Origin of the sequence: Pseudomonas sp. CFBP 13711 (assembly GCF_014842265.1) — a bacterium.
In the GTDB taxonomy this organism is placed as follows: Bacteria; Pseudomonadota; Gammaproteobacteria; order Pseudomonadales; family Pseudomonadaceae; genus Aquipseudomonas.
Genome location: NZ_JACYVI010000011.1, coordinates 129,383 through 150,687 on the forward strand (window position 1 = coordinate 129,383; position 21,305 = coordinate 150,687).

General features: G+C 61.8%; 22 protein-coding genes. 12 read left to right on the forward strand and 10 right to left on the reverse strand.

Going from position 1 to position 21,305, the window contains the following annotated elements; genetic code table 11:
- Positions 1–18: 18 nt before the first annotated feature.
- Together IFT47_RS20095 and IFT47_RS20100 are read right to left on the reverse strand one after the other, a co-directional pair.
- Positions 19–846: a formate/nitrite transporter family protein gene (locus tag IFT47_RS20095; protein WP_192174650.1), complete on the reverse strand. Its 828-nt coding sequence runs from the start codon at positions 844–846 to the stop codon at positions 19–21.
- A 319-nt stretch (positions 847–1,165) separates the two neighbouring features.
- Entirely contained in the window at positions 1,166–2,515 is a 1,350-nt protein-coding gene (locus IFT47_RS20100; protein ID WP_192174651.1) for a cation:proton antiporter, read from the reverse strand.
- 188 nt (positions 2,516–2,703) lie between these two features.
- Here IFT47_RS20100 and IFT47_RS20105 point away from each other — a divergent pair, with 188 nt between their 5' ends.
- Together IFT47_RS20105 and IFT47_RS20110 are read left to right on the forward strand one after the other, a co-directional pair.
- Positions 2,704–2,919 (forward strand): DUF6434 domain-containing protein, encoded by a 216-nt coding sequence (locus tag IFT47_RS20105; protein ID WP_192174652.1) that lies wholly within the window; start codon positions 2,704–2,706, stop codon positions 2,917–2,919.
- A 17-nt stretch (positions 2,920–2,936) separates the two neighbouring features.
- Positions 2,937–3,563: a glutathione S-transferase family protein gene (locus IFT47_RS20110; RefSeq protein ID WP_192174653.1), complete on the forward strand. Its 627-nt coding sequence runs from the start codon at positions 2,937–2,939 to the stop codon at positions 3,561–3,563.
- Between the two features lie 22 nt (positions 3,564–3,585).
- On the opposite strand, the gene IFT47_RS20115 is transcribed toward IFT47_RS20110, so the two are convergent.
- The gene (locus tag IFT47_RS20115; protein ID WP_192174654.1) at positions 3,586–4,404 is read right to left on the reverse strand and encodes a helix-turn-helix transcriptional regulator; all 819 of its coding nucleotides are present in this window, start codon (positions 4,402–4,404) and stop codon (positions 3,586–3,588) included.
- A gap of 97 nt (positions 4,405–4,501) precedes the next feature.
- Between IFT47_RS20115 and IFT47_RS20120 the strand changes: the two genes are divergently transcribed.
- Positions 4,502–5,458, forward strand: coding sequence for a threonine dehydratase (locus tag IFT47_RS20120; RefSeq protein WP_192174655.1), 957 nt, complete (start codon positions 4,502–4,504; stop codon positions 5,456–5,458).
- Between the two features lie 18 nt (positions 5,459–5,476).
- Here IFT47_RS20120 and IFT47_RS20125 read toward each other — a convergent pair whose 3' ends face one another.
- From IFT47_RS20125 to IFT47_RS20135, 3 genes are all read right to left on the reverse strand, one after another.
- Entirely contained in the window at positions 5,477–6,259 is a 783-nt protein-coding gene (locus IFT47_RS20125) for a YkgJ family cysteine cluster protein (RefSeq protein WP_192174656.1), read from the reverse strand.
- Positions 6,260–6,430: 171 nt separating this feature from the next.
- The gene (locus tag IFT47_RS20130; RefSeq protein ID WP_192174657.1) at positions 6,431–7,204 is read right to left on the reverse strand and encodes an L-iditol 2-dehydrogenase; all 774 of its coding nucleotides are present in this window, start codon (positions 7,202–7,204) and stop codon (positions 6,431–6,433) included.
- Between the two features lie 55 nt (positions 7,205–7,259).
- On the reverse strand, positions 7,260–8,573 hold the full coding sequence (locus IFT47_RS20135) for an ABC transporter substrate-binding protein (RefSeq protein ID WP_192174658.1): 1,314 nt from the start codon (positions 8,571–8,573) through the stop codon (positions 7,260–7,262).
- 292 nt (positions 8,574–8,865) lie between these two features.
- Here IFT47_RS20135 and IFT47_RS20140 point away from each other — a divergent pair, with 292 nt between their 5' ends.
- The 3 genes from IFT47_RS20140 to IFT47_RS20150 all read left to right on the forward strand — a co-directional run bounded on the left by IFT47_RS20140 (position 8,866) and on the right by IFT47_RS20150 (position 12,044).
- On the forward strand, positions 8,866–9,795 hold the full coding sequence (locus IFT47_RS20140; RefSeq protein WP_192174659.1) for a helix-turn-helix domain-containing protein: 930 nt from the start codon (positions 8,866–8,868) through the stop codon (positions 9,793–9,795).
- Between the two features lie 55 nt (positions 9,796–9,850).
- Complete coding sequence (locus IFT47_RS20145; RefSeq protein WP_192174727.1) at positions 9,851–10,762, forward strand: LysR family transcriptional regulator; 912 nt, start codon at positions 9,851–9,853, stop codon at positions 10,760–10,762.
- Positions 10,763–10,958: 196 nt separating this feature from the next.
- Positions 10,959–12,044: a Gfo/Idh/MocA family protein gene (locus IFT47_RS20150; RefSeq protein WP_192174660.1), complete on the forward strand. Its 1,086-nt coding sequence runs from the start codon at positions 10,959–10,961 to the stop codon at positions 12,042–12,044.
- 144 nt (positions 12,045–12,188) lie between these two features.
- Here the strand turns inward: IFT47_RS20150 and IFT47_RS20155 are convergent, their stop codons facing one another.
- The 3 genes from IFT47_RS20155 to IFT47_RS20165 form a co-directional block, all read right to left on the reverse strand.
- Entirely contained in the window at positions 12,189–12,680 is a 492-nt protein-coding gene (locus IFT47_RS20155) for a phosphate-starvation-inducible PsiE family protein (protein ID WP_192174661.1), read from the reverse strand.
- 266 nt (positions 12,681–12,946) lie between these two features.
- Entirely contained in the window at positions 12,947–13,108 is a 162-nt protein-coding gene (locus tag IFT47_RS20160; RefSeq protein ID WP_192174662.1) for a hypothetical protein, read from the reverse strand.
- A gap of 197 nt (positions 13,109–13,305) precedes the next feature.
- Entirely contained in the window at positions 13,306–14,889 is a 1,584-nt protein-coding gene (locus IFT47_RS20165) for a putative bifunctional diguanylate cyclase/phosphodiesterase (protein ID WP_192174663.1), read from the reverse strand.
- 253 nt (positions 14,890–15,142) lie between these two features.
- On the opposite strand from IFT47_RS20165, the gene IFT47_RS20170 reads away from it, so the two are divergent.
- Together IFT47_RS20170 and IFT47_RS20175 are read left to right on the forward strand one after the other, a co-directional pair.
- On the forward strand, positions 15,143–15,715 hold the full coding sequence (locus IFT47_RS20170) for a glutathione peroxidase (RefSeq protein ID WP_342345394.1): 573 nt from the start codon (positions 15,143–15,145) through the stop codon (positions 15,713–15,715).
- Between the two features lie 3 nt (positions 15,716–15,718).
- Complete coding sequence (locus IFT47_RS20175; protein WP_192174664.1) at positions 15,719–16,342, forward strand: dTMP kinase; 624 nt, start codon at positions 15,719–15,721, stop codon at positions 16,340–16,342.
- Positions 16,343–16,465: 123 nt separating this feature from the next.
- Here the strand turns inward: IFT47_RS20175 and IFT47_RS20180 are convergent, their stop codons facing one another.
- Complete coding sequence (locus tag IFT47_RS20180; protein WP_192174665.1) at positions 16,466–17,809, reverse strand: OprD family porin; 1,344 nt, start codon at positions 17,807–17,809, stop codon at positions 16,466–16,468.
- A gap of 435 nt (positions 17,810–18,244) precedes the next feature.
- Between IFT47_RS20180 and accB the strand changes: the two genes are divergently transcribed.
- Genes accB through IFT47_RS20200 form a run of 4 tightly spaced genes read left to right on the forward strand, consistent with a single transcriptional unit; the run spans position 18,245 to position 21,290 of the window.
- On the forward strand, positions 18,245–18,709 hold the full coding sequence (gene accB, locus IFT47_RS20185) for an acetyl-CoA carboxylase biotin carboxyl carrier protein (RefSeq protein WP_192174666.1): 465 nt from the start codon (positions 18,245–18,247) through the stop codon (positions 18,707–18,709).
- Between the two features lie 17 nt (positions 18,710–18,726).
- Complete coding sequence (gene accC, locus IFT47_RS20190; protein WP_192174667.1) at positions 18,727–20,082, forward strand: acetyl-CoA carboxylase biotin carboxylase subunit; 1,356 nt, start codon at positions 18,727–18,729, stop codon at positions 20,080–20,082.
- Positions 20,083–20,087: 5 nt separating this feature from the next.
- Complete coding sequence (locus IFT47_RS20195) at positions 20,088–20,498, forward strand: acetyl-CoA carboxylase biotin carboxyl carrier protein (protein WP_192174668.1); 411 nt, start codon at positions 20,088–20,090, stop codon at positions 20,496–20,498.
- A 24-nt stretch (positions 20,499–20,522) separates the two neighbouring features.
- A complete protein-coding gene (locus IFT47_RS20200) occupies positions 20,523–21,290 on the forward strand; it encodes a LamB/YcsF family protein (RefSeq protein WP_192174669.1) in 768 nt (255 codons plus the stop codon).
- Positions 21,291–21,305: the final 15 nt, after the last annotated feature.

Below are 21,305 nucleotides of genomic sequence, written 5' to 3' on the forward strand. Positions count from 1 at the left end.
AAGCGCGCGGCTGCAGCGTTAAATCTGGCGACCGGTCTGCTGCTCGATACTCGCTGCAGCGACGCCGGTGGCCGAAGCCTGAATGGCTTTCGAATAGGACACGTAATACGCGAGCCCGACGAAAATTGCACCCCCCACGGCGTTGCCCAGGAACACCGCGACGAAGTTTTCAACGAAATCGGTCCAGCTCAGGGCGTCGGCAAAGATCGCCGCCGGGATCACGAACATATTGGCGACGACGTGCTGGAAGCCGATGGCGACGAAGGCCATGATCGGGAACCACATGGCAACGACCTTCCCGGTCACGTCTTTGCTGGCGTATGACAACCAGACCGCCAGGCACACCAGCCAGTTGCAACCAATGCCGGAAATAAACGCCTGGCTGAAATCAGCGCTGGCCTTGGCCTTGGCGATGGCCAGGGTCTTGGCCAGGTACGCACCTTCCGTCAGGCCCAGCACATGGCCGAAGAAGTAGGCGACGAACAACGCGCCCAGCAGGTTGGCGAAGGTGACCAGCGCCCAGTTCCGAGCCACCGCCGACAGCGGCACCCGACCGGCAAACATCGCCGTCGGCAGGCTCATCATGTTGCCCGTGAGCAGCTCGCCGCCGGCGAGGATCACCAGAATCAGACCCAGCGGAAACACCGCCGCGCCCAACAGGTTGCCCAATGAGGCCCACTGCGGCGGGATCATCGTGCTGACATGGATGTCCAGCAAAAAGCCCAGGGCGATGAACGCCCCTGCGAGAAAGCCCAGCACCAGGATCGCCGGGGTCGGCAGATGGGTCTTCTTGACGCCGGCCTCGATGGTGATCTCGGCGATCTGCTGCGGTGTATTGATGGACATAGGCTTTCAGGCTCGCAAGCAATGAACCGCGCCACGACGGAATGAGCCGTGACGCGAAAACGAAGGAGGGGTTCAAGCATCCAGTCTTGGTGCGCGGGAGTGTCAGCCGACACGGCGCCGATCTCTGATGGGCGCGCCGCTGCGACGTTAAAACGCATGGCAGAGGGCGCCCAAAAGGCCTGATCAATTAGTGAGCACGCTACCGATCGGGCTCTTGAGCGTCCAATCGCTTGTTCCGATAGGGTCATCGACGCTGTCTATCACGAGGGTTTTAGTCACAAGGCCAGCTCTGCAAATCAATGCGGTCGCGATCCCTGCGCTAGTCTTTGCTGTCTTTGGTGATGCTGCGCTCGTAGCGCTCCAGCAGCGGCTGAATGCTGATCCCGTGCAGAAGAATACTCAACGCGACTACCGACAGCGTCAGGCTGATGGTGGTGTGGACCGCCTCGGTCGGCAGACCATGGGTCAGCGCATAGCACAGGTAATACAGCGTGCCGATGCCGCGAATGCCGAACCAGCCCACCAGCGCTTTCTGCGGCCGAGTGAGCAATTTGCCACTGATCAGCAGCCACACGCTCAAGGGCCGGATCACGCAGAACAACGCCAGGCCCAGACCGACGGCGCGCCAGTCCCAGTAACTGGCGAGGGCCGCGCCGAGAAGGGTGATCAGCAGCACCTCCATGGCGCGCTCCACCAGGCTGCCGAACACCATCATGTCGCCCATCATCACGCCGGCGGCGAGTTGACTGTCGGACAGCGAATCACGGTCGCCCATGATCGCCGACTCCGGATCGCTGTGGGTGTGTCCCACCACCGGAATGGCCACGTGTTCCGACGGCACTTCCGACTGGGTGGTGTTGGACTCGGCGTGACGCACGCCAATGCCCGCCGCGAACACCGCCAGGAATCCATAGGCGCCCAGGCCTTCGGCGGTGACATAGGCAATCGCAATCAGCGCCAGGGCGAGGAAGTCATTCGGCGACAGGGTGCTGTCGGCGTTCTTGATGCGCAGGTAGATCATCAGATGCCCGACGCCACGGCCCAGGCCGTAACCCAGCATCAGCCCGACGGGCACGCCCCAGATGATGTTTTTCAGCAGCCAGCCCTGGGTCCAGTCGAAATCCGAAAAACCGTGGGTGATGAACATCAGCGCGAAAATCACGAAGGGGAACGCGGTGCCGTCGTTGAGCCCGGCCTCACCGGACAGGCCGAAGCGCACCCTGTCCAGGTCCTGGGCGCTGTTGACCTGGACCAGCCCCGCCAGCACCGGGTCGGTGGGCGAGAGCATGGCGCCGAGCAACAGCGCGATCGGCCATGACAGGCCGAACAGGTAATGGGCGGTCAGGCTGACGCCGGCAATGGTCGCCAGCATCACCGGTCCGGCCAGCAAATACGCCGAATGCCAGGCGCCACGGTGCAGGGGCAGGCGCAGCTTGATGCCGGTGTTGAACAGGGAAAACAGCACGGCGATTTCAGTCAGGCGTTCAAGCCAGTGGCGTGCGTCGCGAACGTCGAGCTGCGCGATGTCCAGGCCCCAGGGCCCGATCGCGGCGCCAAACGCCAGACACACCGCCGACGTCGTGACCGGCAGCCAGCGCAGGTAAGAAGAAGTCAGTGCCAGCAGCATCAGGAGGACACCGAAGACGGTCATGCAAAGAATGAAACTCATGCGGATACATCATCAGTCAATGGGCGGGAATGACTGTGTGACTGTGAGAGGGGGGGATAGTTGAAATAAATGTGGAATGGATCCCGCGACCGGCGCACTGCCTTGCCTGGCGCCTGTCGCTCGGTCTGACCCATACGTATTTCCCGACTAGACTGTGCGGCGCCCCCCCTTACTTGGACCAAGTCCCCATGGCCTTCGATTGGCACAGCGAATCCCTTTCCCGAGACACCCCTGTCACCCAGGATTACCGCAATACCCAGAACGTGCGCCGGTTCATGACCGCGCAGTGCGGGCCGGCCTTCAAGTTCGACCGCGACTTCATGGCCTGGATACGCAACGACAGCGCCAAGACCCTGGGCGATGTTGCGGATGAATGGCAACGGCGCCACGGCTATAAAGCCTGATGAGAGCGGGAGACAGCATGTTCAGATTATTCGGGGCCGACAGATCCGGCTCAGCCGCTATTGAGATCGCGCTCACGCTGTGCGGCGCCGATTACCGCTTGATGGGCGCAAGTTCATGGGAAGCCGGTGCAGGGCAGGACGAGCTGAAGCGCCTGAACCCGTTGATGCAGGTGCCGACGCTGGTCATCCCCGGCGGCGGAGTGATGACGGAGAGCGCGGCCATCCTCACGCACCTGGGCCTGGCCTTTCCGCTGTCCGGCCTGCTGTCTTCAGAGACCCTTGAGCGTGCCCAGCAACTCCGGGCCCTGGCTTACCTCACCACCAATTGTTACGCGTCCATCGGCCTGATCGATTATCCGGAGCGGTGGCTGCCTGACGCCGAGCCTGGCAAATTAGACCGATTGGTCGCAGGTGCCAGGAGCAAGCTGCACAGCCAGTGGGACGTGCTCGCCGATGTGTTTTACAACTCGGTAGCCTGGCATCCTCATGCGCCTGGCGCCGTCGAAATCCTCGCCTGCGTGGTCAGCCAGTGGAGTGGGGCGCGGGAACACCTCCGGGCATCCCGCCCCGAGTTTCATGGGGCCCTGGAGGTCGTCGATCACCACCCCGTCATAAATGGGGTGCTACAGCGGCACGGTTGGTGAGGTGAGATCAGCGGGTGATGAATCACAACGACGACTGGTTGCGCAGCTTCGCCGGGCTGATGCCCATGCGCAGCCGAAACGCCGTTGCCATATGCGCCTGGGAGCTGAAGCCGCAGGCGTGGGCGATCTCTGCCAGTCGCGCGTTTGAATCGCGCATCAGGGCCCGGGCCTTCGCCAGACGTCTGTCGATCAGGTAACTGTGCGGGCTCTTGCCCGTGGTGTGCTTGAACGCTCGAATGAAATAACCCTCGGACAACCCCAGCATCTGCGCCATGGCCTGCACTCCCAGCGGGCCGTCGATGCCGGCGTCGATGAACTCATCGAGGCTGCGCATCCGGCTGCCGTTGATCGAGCCTTGCAGCGGCGGGTCGAACGCGCTCTTGTTATCGGCCCGTTCAGCAAGGGCCAGCGCCCAGCCCTCCCAGTCATCCGCCGCCGAGCGCTGCAACAATGCCGCGCGCATCCTCATGGCCAGGACGATCGATTGAGCATCAATGCGGTTGTTGAAAGCGTGATCCCCCTTCAGAGCAAGCCCGTCGGTGCGCAGCAGCCGCAGGTATTCACCGCCCGCGGGCGACTCCGATAACACGTCGCACCCGGCGGGCACGAACGCCAGGCCGTTGGGCACTGCGTCGAAGGGCTGCACCCGGTCGCTGCCGATGGCGTGCAGACCACGCTGGCTTTCGAAGGCAAAGCCGATCGCCGCCTGGGTCGCCACATAGCGCGTGGCATAACCGGCGGCAGGCAGCAATTCGATCATCCACGGCCCTGCCTCGACACGGCGAACCGGTTCAGACGGGAGCAGGTGAGGCGGGCGTTTTGTCGGGTTCATGGCCCTCATAGTAATCAAGTGATTCAGCAAAAGTCAGGTCAGTTTTTTGAAAGCCGGCGGGGTGAGCGTCTGCCTAGACTGGGCCACATTTTCGAGGAGACAGGCCATGCACGGACTGACACGGGACGATATCGAACAGGCCGCTCGCCAGGTGTACGAGGTCATGCCGCCCACCGCCCAATACCCGTGGCCGTTACTGGCCGAGCGGCTGAACAGCACGGTGTGGGTCAAGCACGAAAACCACACGCCCACCGGAGCGTTCAAGGTGCGCGGCGGAATTACGTTCATGCACTGGCTCAAGCGCACTTACCCGACCGTCAGAGGCATCGTTACGGCGACGCGGGGCAACCACGGTCAGAGCCTGGCGCTGGCCGCCACCGCGCTGGGCTTGAGCGCGTCGATCGTGGTGCCCGCAGGCAACTCGCCGGAAAAGAACAACGCCATGCGTGCACTTGGCGGCACCGTCATCGAATGCGGCCGGGATTTCGACGAAGCCCGGGAAGAGGCCGCGCGGCTGGCGGATCTGCATGGGCACTACCTGGTCCCGCCATTCCACATCGAGTTGCTCAAGGGCGTGGCCACCTATGGGCTGGAGTTGTTCATGGCCGCGCCCGATCTGCACACGGTTTACGTGCCGATCGGCTGTGGCTCGGGCATTTGCGGCGTCATTGCCGCCCGTGACGCGCTGGGCCTGCAGACCCGGGTGGTCGGTGTGGTCTCCACCGAGGCAGCGGCCGCCAAATGGTCGTTCGAGGAAGGCACTATTTTGCAGACCCCGTCGGCGGACACCTTCGCCGATGGCCTCGCCGTGCGCCGACCCATTCCTGCGGCCTTCGCGATCTATCGAACCGGGGCGGAGCGCATTGTCGCCGTCAGCGAGGAAGAAATCGCCGAAGCCATGCGCGTCTATTACACCGACACCCATAACCTCGCGGAGGGCGCAGGGGCCGCTGCACTGGCGGCGCTCATCCAGGAACGCCGGGCCATGGCAGGGAAGAAGGTCGGGGTCATTCTGTCCGGGGGGAATGTGGACCGGGGGGTGTATGCGCGGGTAATAGGCTGAGGCGGCAGCGGCGGCCGTTCAGCGGGGCAGTGGGTGGAAGATGTAATCGTCGCTGGGTGAGTCAGCCAGGGGCACGGACTGAGCGTGGAGATAAGCCCTCAACGCCGGGTCTTCTGCCTTGATCTGCCAGGCTTGAGCAGCGGGGCCGGCATTGACCTCAGCGCTTTCGCAGGCGGCGAGCAGTGTTTCGACCGAGGGCTGGTGAATCACCAGACCGTTGCCTTTCCAGCCGGCGACGGTCAGGCCCAGGCTTTCGCACACTGCCACTTTGCGCCGGGCATCCTCGCGGTCGGTCTGGCGGGATTGCTGGACCAGCATCGCCAACCCCTGATCCGAGGCCAGCAGGCTGCCCTGTTGCCAGCTTTCCGGCGGGCAGTCCTTGGCTTCAGGTTTCAGCTCAATGAAAGGACTGATCTCCATCGGGTAAATCCGGCACACCAGCGGCCGCTCAAGATACACCGAGCAGAGCCCGTCTTTTTGAAGGTTCGGGCATTCAGGAATCGCGTTTGCCGCCAGAATCACCGTCACCCGCAGCGTACCCGAACCGCCGGTGACCGGCGCGGATCGCCCGGCGTTGTAGGCATATTCGGGTGAGTCGACCGGCCAGAGTGAATCGTCGAATGCCTCAAGCAATACCCCCACAGGATCGCCGCGTTTCAGCCAGGTCACGGCTTCACTTAGGGTCAAGGGCACGAAGCGGCCGCGACAGCACGCGCCACAGCCGACGCATTCGAAACGGACGTCGGCGTCTATCGCGAGGCCTTTGGCTGTGGCGATGACGCCTGATCCTCTGATGTCCATGTGACCTGCGTCCCTTTTCATTGAGCGGTCAATCATAACGGGATGTGCGCGATCAGTCAGTGGAGTCGGCTTCAGCCGGGAAGAGGACGGTCTCGGTATATGCAATTCCACCGGGTCGCGTAAGGCCCGATGCAAAGCAATGCCCGATATCCTGGAGGTCACTCCTTGGGCTCAACTCATCCAGTTACCACCATCAACGTTGTAGGTCTGGGCGACGACATAATCGCTCTCAGCCGACGCCAGAAAGATCGCCATGCCGGTCAGGTCCTGGGCAGTGCCCATGCGGCCGTAGGGCACTTCGGCACCGACGAGCCGCTTCTTCTCGCCCAGCGGCCGGTTCTCGTGTTTGGCAAACAGCGCGTCCACACCATCCCAGTGCTCGCCGTCGACGACGCCCGGGGCGATCGCATTGACGTTGATCCGGTGCTTGATGAGGTTCAGTCCCGCTGACTGGGTCAGGCTGATGACCGCGGCCTTGGTCGCGCAGTAAACGCCCACCAGTGCCTCGCCGCGCCGGCCGGCCTGGCTCGCCATATTGATGATCTTGCCGCCATGACCCTGGGCGATCATCTGCCTGGCCGCCGCCTGAAGGGTGAACAACGTGCCGGCCACATTGATCGAGAACAAGCGCTCGTAACTCTCGCGAGTGATCTCGGTTATTGGTGCCAGATCAAACAATGCAGCGTTGTTGATCAGGATATCCAGCTTGCCGGTGGTGGCGACGACGGCCGCAATGGCCGCGTCGATGGACGATTGATCGGTGACATCCATCCTCACCGGGTAGGCACTGGCGCCCAGTTCGGTGGCGGTCTGGGTCGCGCGCTCCAGATTGATGTCGGCGATGGCCACCGTCGCGCCTTCGCGAATGTAGGCTTCGGCGTAGGCCCGCCCGATACCCCGGGCTGAACCTGTGATCAGTGCGCTTTTACCTTCGAGTCGTTTCATTGAAAGAGTCATCCGTCATGCAGAAAGAGGCGGCAGGGGGCTGCCGACAGGGCATTTATTTTTTCGGGTAACCGGCGCGTTTCATTTCCCGCTCCGTCGTCGACTGCGCGGCCACCAGAGCTTGCTCGACAGTGGTCTGGCCGGTGAGCGCGGCCGAAAAGAGTTTGCCCACGGACGTGCCGATCGCCTGGAATTCCGCGATGGTCACGTACTGGATGCCGACGTAGGGCACAGGCTGGGCCGACGGGTGTGTCGGGTCGGCGTGCTTCATCATTTCCAGGGTCACTTTGGCGAACGGCGCGGCCTTGAGATAGGCGTCGCTGTAGGTGGAGGTGCGGGTGCCTGGCGGCACGTTGGTGATGCCATCCTTCTGCGCGACCAGCTGGATGTATTCCTTGGAGGTGGCCCAGGTGGTGAACGTCTTGGCGGCATCTTTGTGTTTGGAGGTCGCGGGGATCGCCAGGGACCAGGCGTACAGCCAGGACGAACCCTTGTCGGTCACTTCAACGGGCGCCGGGGCGAAACCCACGCTGTCCACGACCCGGCTCTGTTCTTTGTCGGTGGTGAACGAGCCTGCCACGCTGGCATCGACCCAGATTGCGCATTTGCCGCTGTTGAACAGCGCCAGGGTTTCATTGAAGCCGTTGCTGGAGACGCCGGGCGGGCCGTAGTTTTTCAGCGTATTGACGTAGAAGTTGGCAGCGGCCGTCCACTCGGGGCTGGTCAACTGGGGTTGCCATTGTTCGTCGAACCAGCGGGCGCCAAATGCGTTGGCCATGGTGGTCAGCAAGGCCATGTTCTCGCCCCAGCCGGCCTTGCCCCTCAGGCACATGCCGTACTGACCTTGATCCGGGTGATGCAGTTTGGCGGCGAACTCGCCGAGCTGTGTCCAGGTCGGGCGCTCGGGCATGCTCAGCCCGGCCTGTTTGAACAGATCGGTCCGGTAATAGGTCACTGTGCTCTCGCCATAGAAGGGCAATGCATACAGGGTGTCGTTGACCGACAGGCCCTGACGCACGGACGGGATGATGTCGTCTAGGTCGTAGCTGGCCGGCAAATCCTTCATCGGCTCCAGCCAGCCTTTCGCGCCCCACAACGGCGTCTCGTAGGTGCCAATGGTCAGCACATCGAACTGGCCGCCCTGGGTGGCGATGTCGGTGGTCAGTCGTTGGCGCAGCACGTTTTCTTCGAGCACCACCCAATTGAGCTTGATGTCCGGATGCTGCTCTTCGAATACCCTGGAGAGCCGCTGCATGCGGATCATGTCGTTGTTGTTGACGGTGGCGATTGTGATCGTCTCGGCAGCCTGACTGATGCCCGCCAGGGACAGACCGGCAGACAGCAGCAGCGCGTGTTGGGTGATCTTCATGGTGATCTCCATTCCACGCCGGTGGCGCGGAATCGTTATTGTTGTTTTTGAGCACTGCCGGTCCCTCTGACGTCTCACTTCGGGGCAGTGGCGTGCCGATTACAGCAGCTCGCACGCGCTGCAACAAACACGCTGAGGATGTCCCACTGATGCTTTTTTAACCGTGCAGCCCAGCCGTGCGCCCGGCTAAAAAAGTATCAGCGCGCAGTGACAGGCGAGGTGGAGCAGGGGGAAGCAAGAGGGGTATGGTTGTGTGGACGCTCGCGCCAACAACGACAAAAAAGGGGCAGACATGCCTGAAAGCCGAACCGCCTTATTCGAGCAGCTGCCTGCCGAGCTGGAAATCATCCTGCCGGCGCCCCAGCAGAGTTTTCGCTGGTACGAGCACGACTATCCCTATCCGCTCGCGCGCTGGAATCATCACCCCGAGTACGAAATCCATCTGATCCGCAAAGGCAGCGGCAAACTGGTGGCGGGCGATTACATCGGCGCTTTCGGCCCCGGCCATGTCGCGCTGATCGGCCCTGATCTGCCCCATGACTGGATGGGCGATCTTGCGCCGGGGGAGCACCTGCAAGGCCGTGACGTCGTGCTGCAATTCGACGGTGCTACGTTGCTGGCGCTGCGCGAAACACTGCCTGAACTGGGTGAACTGCAGGGGTTGTTTGACCGCGCCCGCCGCGGGCTGGAATTTACCGGCGGTACAGCAATTCAGGCGGCCGAGCTGCTTGAACGCATCGGCATGGCGCAGGGGTTGCCGCGCCTGCTGCTGTTTCTCGATCTGCTCAACATCCTGAGCACAGCGCCTACCCGTGAAGCTCGCACGCTGGCGAGTTCGTGTTACGCGCCGACCCTGGATGCCAAAAGCGCCGAGCGCGTTCACCGGGCGTTCGACTACCTGCAACGGGAGCTCACGGGGGACATCAGGCTGTCGGTGATCGCCGAGCGACTGCACATGAGCGAGCCGGGGTTCTCGCGGTTCTTCAAGCGCGCGACGGGCCACGGGTTTATCGACTTGATGCGCAAGCTGCGCATCCAGAAGGCCTGCCGGTTGTTGCTGCAGACACAGATGTCCATCGCCGATGTCTGTTTTGAAGTGGGTTACATCAACCTGTCGAACTTCAATCGACACTTCCGTTACGAGATGAACCAGACGCCGACCGACTACCGAAGAGGCACGGCAGCGACATTGTTCAACTTGAACACGTCGAAGGCGTCTTAGTTATTCTTCATCACACCTTCTATCGAATGTCGCAAGCGAGGCACTGTTGGACAGATTGAACGCACTGGGCGGGCTGGAAATTTTTGTCCAGACAGCACAAAGCCAGAGCTTTGTTGCCACCGGACGCAGTTTGGGCATTTCTGCTTCTGCGGTGAGTAAAAGCATCTCCCGGCTGGAGGCGCGGATGGGGGTGCGGCTGTTTCAGCGGAGCACCCGCACCGTTCGCCTCACCTCGGAAGGCGAGGAGTTTCTGCAGCGGTGTCGGCGCATCCTCGACGAAGTCCAGGCCGCCGAAGACCACATGTCCGCGATGACCGGGCGCCCGCGAGGTCGGTTGCGCGTCGGGCTGGCCCTGGCGGGAGGGCTGCCGCTGCCGGTTATCGCCGATTTCATGCAGGCCTACCCTGAGATCGAGCTGGACCTGGACTTTACTGACCGGCTGGTGGATGTGATCGAGGAGGGGTTCGACGTCGTCATCCGGGGCACCGATCTAAGCGACTCCCGGCTCAAGTCCCGGCCTTTGGGCCCATACCGCGCCTGCATCGTCGCCGCGCCTGGGTACCTCAACGCTCACGGTGTGCCGTCCAGCCCCGCAGACCTGCTGGACCATGCGTGCCTTCACTACCGCTGGCAGAATTCGGGAAAGCTGTATCAATGGCCTTTCAAACAGACCGCCGCCCGGTCAGCCGTCGGTCAACTGCCCGTCGCCATGATCTGCAGCGATGTCGCTGCCTTGCTGTACATGGCCAAAGCGGGTCGGGGGATTGCGTGTCTGCCCGATTTCGCGGTCCGTGACGCATTGGCAGACGGGCAGCTTCAGACGTTGCTGACAACGCACCTGACAGGCGCGAGCACCTTTCATATTGTCTGGCCGAGCAGCCGGCAAATGGCGCCCAGGGTCAGGGTTTTCGTGGACTTCGTCGTCGCTCATTTTGCCCGCGGCCTGGTGATTGAAAAGGCTGGCTAAGCCCGGCCGTTTCTTTACCCATTGCGGACACATTCGTCACCTATGCATGGACGCTTGACCCTCTTAATCGTCTACCTGAGAACGCCTACTCTGTTTCACCAGCGCGTTGTGCCTCTGCGCGATCTCCCGCTCGCTCCGGCAATGCAGGACTCGCGACGTGCCTCGCTCATCACTTTCATGAACAGAGGAAGGCTCAATGACTCATAAAATCCGCGTCGGCATCATCGGCACCGGCGGGTGGGCGCGCTACGGACACATTCCCGCCCTGCAATCCCTTGACGCATTCGAGGTGGTGGCGCTTTCCGGTCGTGACCTGCAAAAGGTGCGCGGCTATGCCGATGATTTCAAGATCCGCCACGCGTTCGACAACGCCGATGAACTGGTCAGCCACCCCGAAGTTGACCTTGTGGTGGTGCTGGCGCCCACGCCCGAACACGGTCGGCTTGCCCAAAAGGTGATCGAGGCGGGCAAAGACGTGTACTGCGAATGGCCACTGTCCACGACCACCGCGCAATCGGAGCAGATCCTGGAAATGGCCAACGCCAGGGGCATCAGCCATATCATCGGCCTGCAGCGCCGCTTCTCGCCGAGCTCGCGGTATTGGCACGACCTGATCCGGCAGGGTCACATCGGCAGCATCAGGGCGGTGCGAATGTCGGTGGGCGTGGACGCATTCGGTGCGGTCATGCCGGCATTTGCCAAGTGGGCGGTCAACACCGAAAACTTCACCCACCTGTTGTCGATCTACGGCGGGCACTTTCACGACATGCTGTTTCATGGCGTTGGCTTCCCACAAATGCTCGCGGCGGTTGCGCAGACTCAATTCCCGGTCACCACGATTGAGGAAACCGGCGAGCAGATTCCCTATGACGCCCCGAACGAAGTCATGATCATCGGCACGCTGCCTGGGGACGGCTTGTTCTCGGTTCAGCTTGAGGGAGGCCAGGACCACAAAACCGGCCTGCAGATCGACATCACCGGCACGGAGGGCGCGCTGCGGATCACCAATCCGCGCGGTTTCCAGAACACTCACGACAATGCTATTGCGTCGATGACCGTCGGCAGCGAAAGGTTCGTGGAATTGCCGATCCCTGCGCGGTACCAGACCCTTGACATGACGCACCTCGATGCCAGTGCGCAGGACGTGGCCTACCTCTACGCCGCCTATGCCGAGGACAAAGCCACGGGTTCCAGCAACGCGACCCGCTTTGAAGACGCCCTCCGCCAGCATCGCCTGATCGACCGGATCACCGAAGCGTACCGGACGTTCTTCAACGGGTGAACCCAAGGCCGCTACTCATCGGCGCCTTCCGGCCAGTCGGTTGTGTCAGTCAGCTTTGAACCACCTGGGGTGCAACGCGGGGAAGTGTTCACGCAACCCATCGGCAAAGGCATGGGAGGGCAGTCCTGCCGGGATGCCAGGCCGCTAATCCTGCGCCGACAGGTCTCGTTTGCCCAGCAACCAGCAGACCACGCCAAGCACCAGGGTCGCGAAGCCCAGCGCGGCAATGGTCGACGCCGGCGTGGTCAGGGTGTCGAGAATGACGAACTTGCGGCTCAGCGCCAGTAGCGCGATCAACAGCACCGTCCGCACCTGGACGACGCTGTTGCGCCGCAGTGCCGGGCGGATGATCGAGTGCTTGAATTCCAGTGCGATCAGCACGGTGAAAATCGAGCCGAACACCGACTGGAAGACGCCGTGGTCCAGCGGGTCGAGGGCACCGGTGATCAGCAACGGCAGCAGGCTGCGGCACAGCTGAAGCAGCGCGATGAGAATCACCACGGCGATGATCAGGCTGAGGGCGATGACCACCAGTTGCTCGAAGCGCTCGTAGGCACTCATCAACCGCCACTGGGCGCCCGGGTGCTTGACGGAAGATGGGTCGGATTTTGGGTGGTTGAGGGCATTACCGCGCATGATCTGGCGTCCTTCTCTCTCTCTCGCACTGGCAGGAGACTGGCTCCTGCCCGGTTCAAACTGAAGACAGAAGCCCAAGATAGGGACCGCGCCGATGCTTTCAAGAGGAGGTGGTGCCCTGTCATGCTTTCAGGCAGATGATGGCCAAGTGCAGGGGCTGTGCGGGGGAACTTACGAATAATGACAAGGGGAAGAGGAAATACAGCGGCGACTGACGTCAGTCAGCGCCGCCAAACGCTGATATCAAGCTCGGTTCAACGCCTGATTCACGCCTGTTCGTCTTGCTCTGCAGCATCATCGTCGTGCTTGAGCGCGGGCTTCATGCCTGGCTGCGGCGCGTGCACGGCATCCGGTGCGACTTCTTCGCCGTGGTTCTTCTTTTCTTGCTGGACTTTTTTGTCGTGGGCGACGTTGCGTGGATCGGTCATGGGAATTCCTTGATCTGGCAGATGATTCGAATGCTCGCCGACGCGACACGTTGGCCGTGAGCGTCGGGGCAAGATTTGGAGTCAAGGCCGGCGCCAGCGTTCAGTGCATTTCAAACCGCACTGACTGAGCCGCGCCGACTGGCCCGCGAAGACCCGGAAGCGCAGACGCTATGACCCGCGCACATGCCGACGATGCCTCAGCCTGCCAGCTGGGCAAACGATGAGTGGTTGTAGCAGAACAGACTCGAAGCAGGCTTCGGGCGGCCGTAGAGGTAGCCCTGGGCATAATCGCATCCGCTGTTGGCCAGCCAGGACGGCAGATGGGGCAGGTGGAACTCCTCGACGCCTTCGGCCGTGACCTGCATTTTCAGGCTGCGCGCCATGCCCAGGATGGCTTCGACCATGGGCAGGTGATCGGTTTGCCCGGGTTCAAAGAACGACCGGTCTATTTTGATCTTGTCGATGGACAGGCGGGTCAGGTGATACAGGCTGGAATAACCGATACCGAAGTCATCCAGCGCCACCGTAATGCCGTGGTCGTGCAATTTGCTCAGGTTCTGCCGCGCCACGTCCAGATTGCCGACCAGGGCTTCCTCGGTGATTTCGACTTCGAAGCGGTGAAACGCAAACTGCTCTCGCCGCAGTTGCTCCAGCAACTGATCGGGAAACAGCGCGTCGGTCACCATGGCGGCGCTGACGTTCATGGACAAGCGCAGGTGATCGTCCCAACGATTCGCGGCGCGACAGGCTTGGCTGATCAGCGAGCGGGTCATGGCCGGGATCAATCCCAGGCGCTCCAGCACCGGAATGAAGTCGGCCGGTGTGGCGGTGCTGCCGTCGGGCTTGAGCCAGCGTGCGAGGACTTCAAACCCCACAACCTCCTGAGAAGGGAGCGCCACGATGGGCTGGAAGTAGGGCACGATTTCGTCTGCTTCAACCGCCCGTCTCAGTGCCAGTTCAAGGTCGGCCTGGGCCCGGCGCTGCTTTTCGTATTCGCTGTCGTAGAAGTTGTAGGTCGAACGCCCGTCCTTCTTGCCTCGGTACATCGCCGTGTCGGCGCAGTGCAACAACGCCGAAGCCTCCTGTGCGTCGGTCCACGAACGTGCAATGCCAATGGTGGCGCCCAACGCTGAAGGTTCGACGGCGCCGGACAATGGCGCGCCAAGCCCGGACACAGCCGCCTCGGCGATCTGGCAGAGCTCGGCCTGGTGTTTGAACGTGAGAAACAGCAGGCAGAACTCATCACCGCCCAGGCGCACCGCCACGCCCCCGTTATCGTCGGCGATGGCTTCGAGCCTGCGCGCTATTTCCACGAGCACCGTATCGCCGGCGGCGTGACCGTGCTGATCATTGACCGCCTTGAAGTGGTCCAGATCGATAAGCATGACTGCCGCAGGCCGCTTCAAACCGAGCTGATTGCGAACCATGTCCATGAAGATGCGCCGGTTGATCAGCCCACTGAGCGAGTCATAAGTGGCCAGGGTTTCAGTCTGCGCCTGTGCCTGTTTCAGTCCGCGGAAGCTGGACTGGGCGTTGGCGATCAGGCGTTTGAGCAGGATGGTCGGGATGATCAACGAGATCAGGGAAAACCCTGTGACAGTGAGGACGAATCGCCATCTTTCGGCGTCTTCAAAGTCAGCGTCATAGGGCAAGGCGAGCCAGCGCATCACCCAGGCTTCGAGCTCGAATTCCCACACAATGGAAAGTCCGATCACCGTGGACAGCGTGATCAACAGCAGTACAGGCAGGCGACACGGGTTGCGGCGGTGCAGGTCATTCATGTCAGGCCTCGCAGGGCCGAGAAAATAATATGTGATGTCAGACTGCCATACTGTCACATAGGTTCTGACCGTTGATCGAAGAATTACGCCCGGGACGCTGAACGGTATCTCCGCTCGACCGGAAACGAGGAAAGGGCCGAACCATGTTCTGCCTTTCTGACAAAGCCTTGGGAGGAGGGCGAAAAACATCAACGAATCATCGGCCGCATGCTTTAAGGTGTCCCTAAAGGCTGACCGATGGGTTGGTCCAGATATCCCGACCCAGCAAGCAGGAGCCACTCATGACGGATTCTCTGTAGACATCCCCCTCAAGCAAATCGATGGCACGCCAGTCAACCTGGGCCAGTACAAGGGCAAAGTGTTGCTGGTGGTGAACGTGGCGTCCAAATGCGGGCTGACGCCGCAATACGAAGGGCTTGAAAGCCTGTATCAGAGCAAGAAGGACGCCGGACTTGAAGTGCTGGGCTTTCCGGCCAACAACTTCAAGGAACAGGAGCCGGGCAGTGACAGCGACATCCAGTCGTTTTGCTCGACCACTTATGACGTGCACTTCCCGCTGTTCTCGAAAATCTCGGTCGCCGGCGACGATACGCACCCGCTCTACCGCGAACTGACCGCCGCCCAGCCCGCTGCCACCGGCGACGGGCCGTTCCGTGAACGCCTCAAGGGCTACGGCATTGAAAGCGGCGCAGGCACCGACGTGCTGTGGAATTTCGAGAAGTTTCTGATCGGGCGAGACGGCAAGGTGATCGGGCGCTTTGCCCCAGACGTGACGGCGGACGATCCTCGCCTGACAGCGGCCATTGATGACGCCCTCGCTGTTTAAAGCATGAACCATCCGCTGTTTGTTTCTCTGGATGGGCCAAAGGGGGTGGGTAAAACCACCCTCCTGGAAGCCGTGACGAAATCTCTGAGGGCTGACCACAAGAAAGTGATTCGGCTGTGCGAGAGCAAAAGTGACCCCCACCGGGGTGAAACAATGGCGCTCGTCAACCAACTCGTCAGACACCCCGACCGGAATCTGGAGTGGGAGGTGTGTAAGCGTCTTGCTGACAGCCGTGGCTGGATTTCCCGAAACGTCCTGACGAAGCAGCCCGCCGACAGCATCATCCTCATGGATCGCTGGTACCCGTCCGATGCCGCCTTTCGCCGGCTAGTCCCGTTTGCCGAGATCCTGCAGTTGAACATTGACAGGAACGTGCGCGTGCCGGACTTGCACGTCGGGGTGGTCACTGCGGCGGAGATTTCATGGGGGAGGGCCGCCGCTCGACGCCGTGGGTTGAGCAGTACGGTGATTCACTCACTGGACGAACACGCTGCGTGCACCCAGGCGTTCGAGCGAGCGGTTTCAGAGAACGGCTGGGTGTTGTGTCGCAATGAAGGGCTGATCGAGGAGGCAACGAAGCAGGTGGTCTCGGAGATTGACAACGTGCTTCGAGGGTTTGCGCCGTAGAGCGTGCCCGTTTCAGCGTAATCCGGGAGGCGTGGAGGTGACAGGGCGACAGCTTCGCACTGTCGCCTTGACCCGGATAACTCGGGGTTAACAAGGCGCACCCCTGAAGTGCGCGACGTCGTCTCAAAACAACGAGATGGGGTAGTCGATAATGACCCGGTATTCGTCGGTGTCGCGCTGCATGTCGGTGCGGAACACGCCTTGGCGAACGGCCGTGCTCAGGCCTTTGGCGGGGCCGGATTGCACCACGTAGGCCAGCGTCGTGTCGCGGGTCCATTCCTTGCCGTCGGCGGCAGCGGTCTTGATGTGATCGCCATTGGTATAGACCGTCTTCAGCGACCAGCCCGGGAAGCCCATTCCGGCGAAGTCATAGGCGTAGCGCAACTGCCAGGCGCGCTCGCCGGCTCGCTGGAATTTACCGGACATGGTTTCCGTCATGAAGTAGCTGGTGGTGCCTGCGCCTTCGTTGAGCCAGACGGCATCGCTGCTGCCGTTGACTTGTTGGTAACCCGCAGAAACAGCGTGCGCGCCCAAGGTGTAAGTAAACAGCCCACTGGTCAAACGGCTGTCGACTTTGCCGCGGGTCACACCGTTGCCGTAATAGCCCGTACTGAAGTAATCAGGGTCATTACCGTTACGGCCATCGGAGCTGTTGTCCCAATGACGAATATCCGACGTTAAACGTCCCGGCCCCAACTGAAGACCATATAAGGCACCCAGAAAGTGCTGTTTGTAAAAGTTGCTCAAGTTGGCGTAATAGTATTGCAGAGTCAAATCAGGGGTGGCTTTGTATGAACCGCCGCCATACCAGAATTCATGGGAATAAGTGCTGCGCGTGGTATTGATGCCTGGATTGACCGGGTCAAACTTGGCATTCGACCCCGCGATCGAAAGACCTTCTTCATCGGTTGAACCGCGCTCTTTGACCTTGTCGATACGGCCGGCGGTGAGGGTCAGGTTATCGATCTCCCGCGACTCTACCTGGGCACCCTGAAAGGTTTGCCAGACCAGACGATCACTGGCGATCAGGATCGGCAGCTTCGGTTGCAGGGTGCCGTAACGGAACTCGGTTTTCGACACCAGAGCCTTGAGGGTCATGCCGACGCTGCTGAAGTCGTCGACCGCACGGCCATCGCCGTCGGTAGGGAAGATGTTGCCCTGACGAGCGCTGCCGGTGGGGTTGTAGTGCACGCCCTTGCCTGAGTCCAGCTTGATCCCCAGCATGCCCACGGCGTCGACACCAAAACCGACGGGACCCTGGGTGAAGCCGGAGGCGAAGTTCAGAATAAAGCCCTGGCCCCACTCTTGAGTGTAATTAGGCGCTGCGGCGCCATCGCGGTTATCGGCGTTACTGTAGAAGTTACGAGCCAATAACGTCGCGTGGCTGTCATCGATTAAACCTGCTGCCATCGCATTGTGAGCGGCCAGCAAGCCGAGAATCCCCGTGGAGTATTTAATCAAGGTCATGATGCTACCTAATGCCGTTGCATGAAGTGTGGAATACCGTGCGATTGGCAGTGTTGAGCGTGCGCGGTAGTGCGCAGGAATAACCGATTACGGCGCTGAGTCAGCCCCTGTTATTAATTGCCCGCCGTTGCAGGCAGCGTTTCCTTTGCGTGATCTGTGTCACGTCTTGCTGTTCTCGGCACAGCGCAAAACTACGCAAAGTTTTAATCGGCGGGTTAAGACAACTTCGCTCTGGCTGGATAACAAACACTTATGGATGTGCGTTGTGCATTTAATAAGTGCAGCGCCGTGATGGCCGGTGCAAAAGCGGTCATAAGTCGGGCTTATTGCTCCAGTTATAAAGGCTCTTGGCGTGCCACCCGGCAGCCTCGGTACATTGGCGGCAGACCCGAGTCATGACCGCTCGGCCGAGCGAGCAAGAGGCAGAAAAAAGAGATGGATCAACAGCGCATCAAACAACTGATCGACCTGCTTGCCGAGTCCGATCTGAGCGCACTGACGCTTAGCGAAGGCGGCACGACGGTCACGCTGAGCCGCCATGCCGGAGCGCCTGTCGCAACGCCCGTCGTCGAAACCACCGCTGTTCAACCAACCGTCGAGCCTGCTGCGGCGCCCGCAAATGCACCGGCAAACGCCCCGGCAGATGTGAGTCATTCGGAGCCGGTCCGCCAACCGGTGTGTTCGCCGCTGTACGGCGTCCTGCACCTGACCCCTTCGCCGGATGAGCCGCCGTTTGTGGCAATCGGTGATGCCGTGACCGCAGGGCAGACCCTGTGCATCGTCGAGGCGATGAAGATGTTTCATCAGGTCACGGCCATCCGCGCCGGGCAGGTCAACGCGATCCTCGCAGCGGGCGGCACCGAAGTGGAATCCGGTCAGCCGCTGTTCGACCTCATTTAGCCCCAGGCAGGTTTCCCATGTTCGACACAGTACTGATCGCCAACCGCGGTGAAATTGCCCTGCGCATTCAGCGCGCGTGCCATGGCCTCGGCTTGAAAACCGTCATGGTCTATTCCCAGGCCGATGCCCAGGCGTCTTACCTGCAGTATGCCGACGAAGCCTTGTGCATCGGCCCGGCCGCGCCCGGACAGAGCTACCTGAATCAGCAAGCGATCATCTATGCGGCACAGGCTTCTGGCGCCCAGGCCATCCACCCCGGCTATGGTTTCCTGTCCGAGAACGCGGACTTCAGCGAGCGGGTCGAAGCCGCCGGGATGACCTTTATCGGGCCGACCGCCACATGCATTCGGCAAATGGGCGACAAGGTGGCGGCCAAGCGTGCCATGCGCAAGGCTGGCGTGCCCTGCGTTCCGGGGCCTGAAGGCGCGTTGCCGGACGATCCGTTGCTGATCCAGCGCATCGGCGACGAAATCGGTTATCCGGTGATCGTCAAGGCCGCAGGCGGGGGCGGCGGACGCGGCATGCGCAAGGTCGAGCGCAGTGAGGATCTGCTGCCGGCCGTCAGCGTCACCCGTGAAGAGGCCCGACGGGCCTTCGGCAATCCGGAGCTGTATATCGAGAAATTCCTCGGCCATCCGCGCCATGTCGAGATCCAGGTGCTGTGCGACAACCACGGCCGGGGCGTGTGGCTGGGCAGCCGCGATTGTTCGCAACAGCGCCGCCATCAGAAAGTACTCGAGGAGGCGCCGGCGCCGGGTATTGATGCAGCGCTGCTGGCGGCCGTCGGCGAGCGTTGCGTGCGGGCCTGCCAACAGATCGGCTACCGCGGGGTGGGCACCTTCGAATTCCTGTTCGAAGACGACGAGTTCTATTTCATCGAGATGAATACCCGCTTGCAGGTCGAGCACCCGGTGACCGAACTGACCACGGGTATCGACATCGTTCAACAGCAACTGCGCATGGCGATGGGGGAACCGCTGACCTTCGAACAGCGCGACATCCACACGCTGGGTCATGCGCTGGAGTGCCGCATCAACGCCGAGGACCCGCAAACCTTCATTCCCACCCCAGGGCGCGTAACGCGTTGGGAAGTCCCCGGCGGCATGGGCGTGCGCGTCGATTCCCATGTAACCGCCGGCTACCAGGTGCCCCCGTACTACGACTCCATGATTGCCAAGGTCATCACCCACGGCGCGACCCGCGAGGAAGCGCTGGCGCGTATGCGCACGGCGCTCTCGCAGCTGCGCATCGAAGGCATCAGCAGTAACGTCGCGCTCCATCGCGACATCCTTCAAGACCCGGATTTCTGCGCGGGCTCGGTGGACATCCATCATCTGGAACGTTGGCTCAAGGCCCGACGGCAAGCGGAGTAAGCGCGATGCACATCAGCAAGATTCGACAGATCGTGGAATGGATCAGCAGCGCCAACCTGGCGCAGTTCGAGTTGCACAGCGGCGACTTCAGCTTGCGCCTGACCCGTCCGCTCGATCGCATCGCGTCCGGGGCTGCGGTGACGGCCCAGGCAGCGGAACCCACTGCGCCCGCGACCCGAATAGGTGCCATGGCCACGGTCTGCGGACGCTTCCTGTCCCGCCATCCCGGCCGCGACACGCCTGAAGTGCAGCCCGGCGATGTGATCGCCGTGGGTACATTGATCGGCTTGATCCAGGTCGGCGACGTTTTGCTGCCGGTCACCGCCACCGCAGCGGGCACCGTGGAAGCGTTCATGGTCGACGAACAGCAACGGGTCGAGTACGGCACGGCGCTGCTGTCGCTGGTCCACGCATGACAAGCAGGGCATAAGGAGCAGGGCATGAAAATCGATTTGAACGCCGACCTCGGCGAGGGCTTCGCGGCCTACCGGATGGGCGAGGACGAGGCGTTGATGCAGATCATTTCGTCGGCCAACGTCGCCTGCGGCTTCCATGCCGGAGATCCTCTGATCATGGACACCACGGTGCGTCTGGCGCTTGCCGGAGGCATCGACCTGGGCGCCCACGTGGGCTTTCCCGATCTGCTCGGTTTCGGTCGCCGGCCGATGCAGATCGAGCCGCGGGAACTGGCCACTTACGTGATCTACCAGCTCGGCGCACTGGCCGGGTTCGCCGCCGTGGCGGGGCATCGGCTGACCCACATGAGTTTTCACGGGGCCCTGGGCAACATGGCCGCGGCCGATGCCGAGCTAGCGGCGCCGCTGATCGCCGCCGTGGCCGCCTTCGATCCGAACATCATTGTCAGTTCGTCCACCAGCCGCGCCATCGAGGGCGCCGCCGAACGTCACCGCTTGCGCGTGGCGACTACTTTTCTGGCCGACCGCGCCTACGACAAGAACGGCCTGCTGGTGCCCCGCAAACTGCCCGATTCGGTGATCAAGGAGCCGGGCAAGGTCCGCGAGCGGGTCCGGCAGTTTCTCGACGACGGCACCGTGACCTGTTACAGCGGCGAGCGCATCAACATCGACGCCTGTTCGATTCTGCTCCATGGCGATACCGCCGGGGCGGTGCAACTGGCGCGGGACATCCGTGAAGAAATCCAGCAGGGCGGCGGTGACATTGTCCCGATCTCGCGGCTGATCCCCTGAATTCATTGGGCTGCA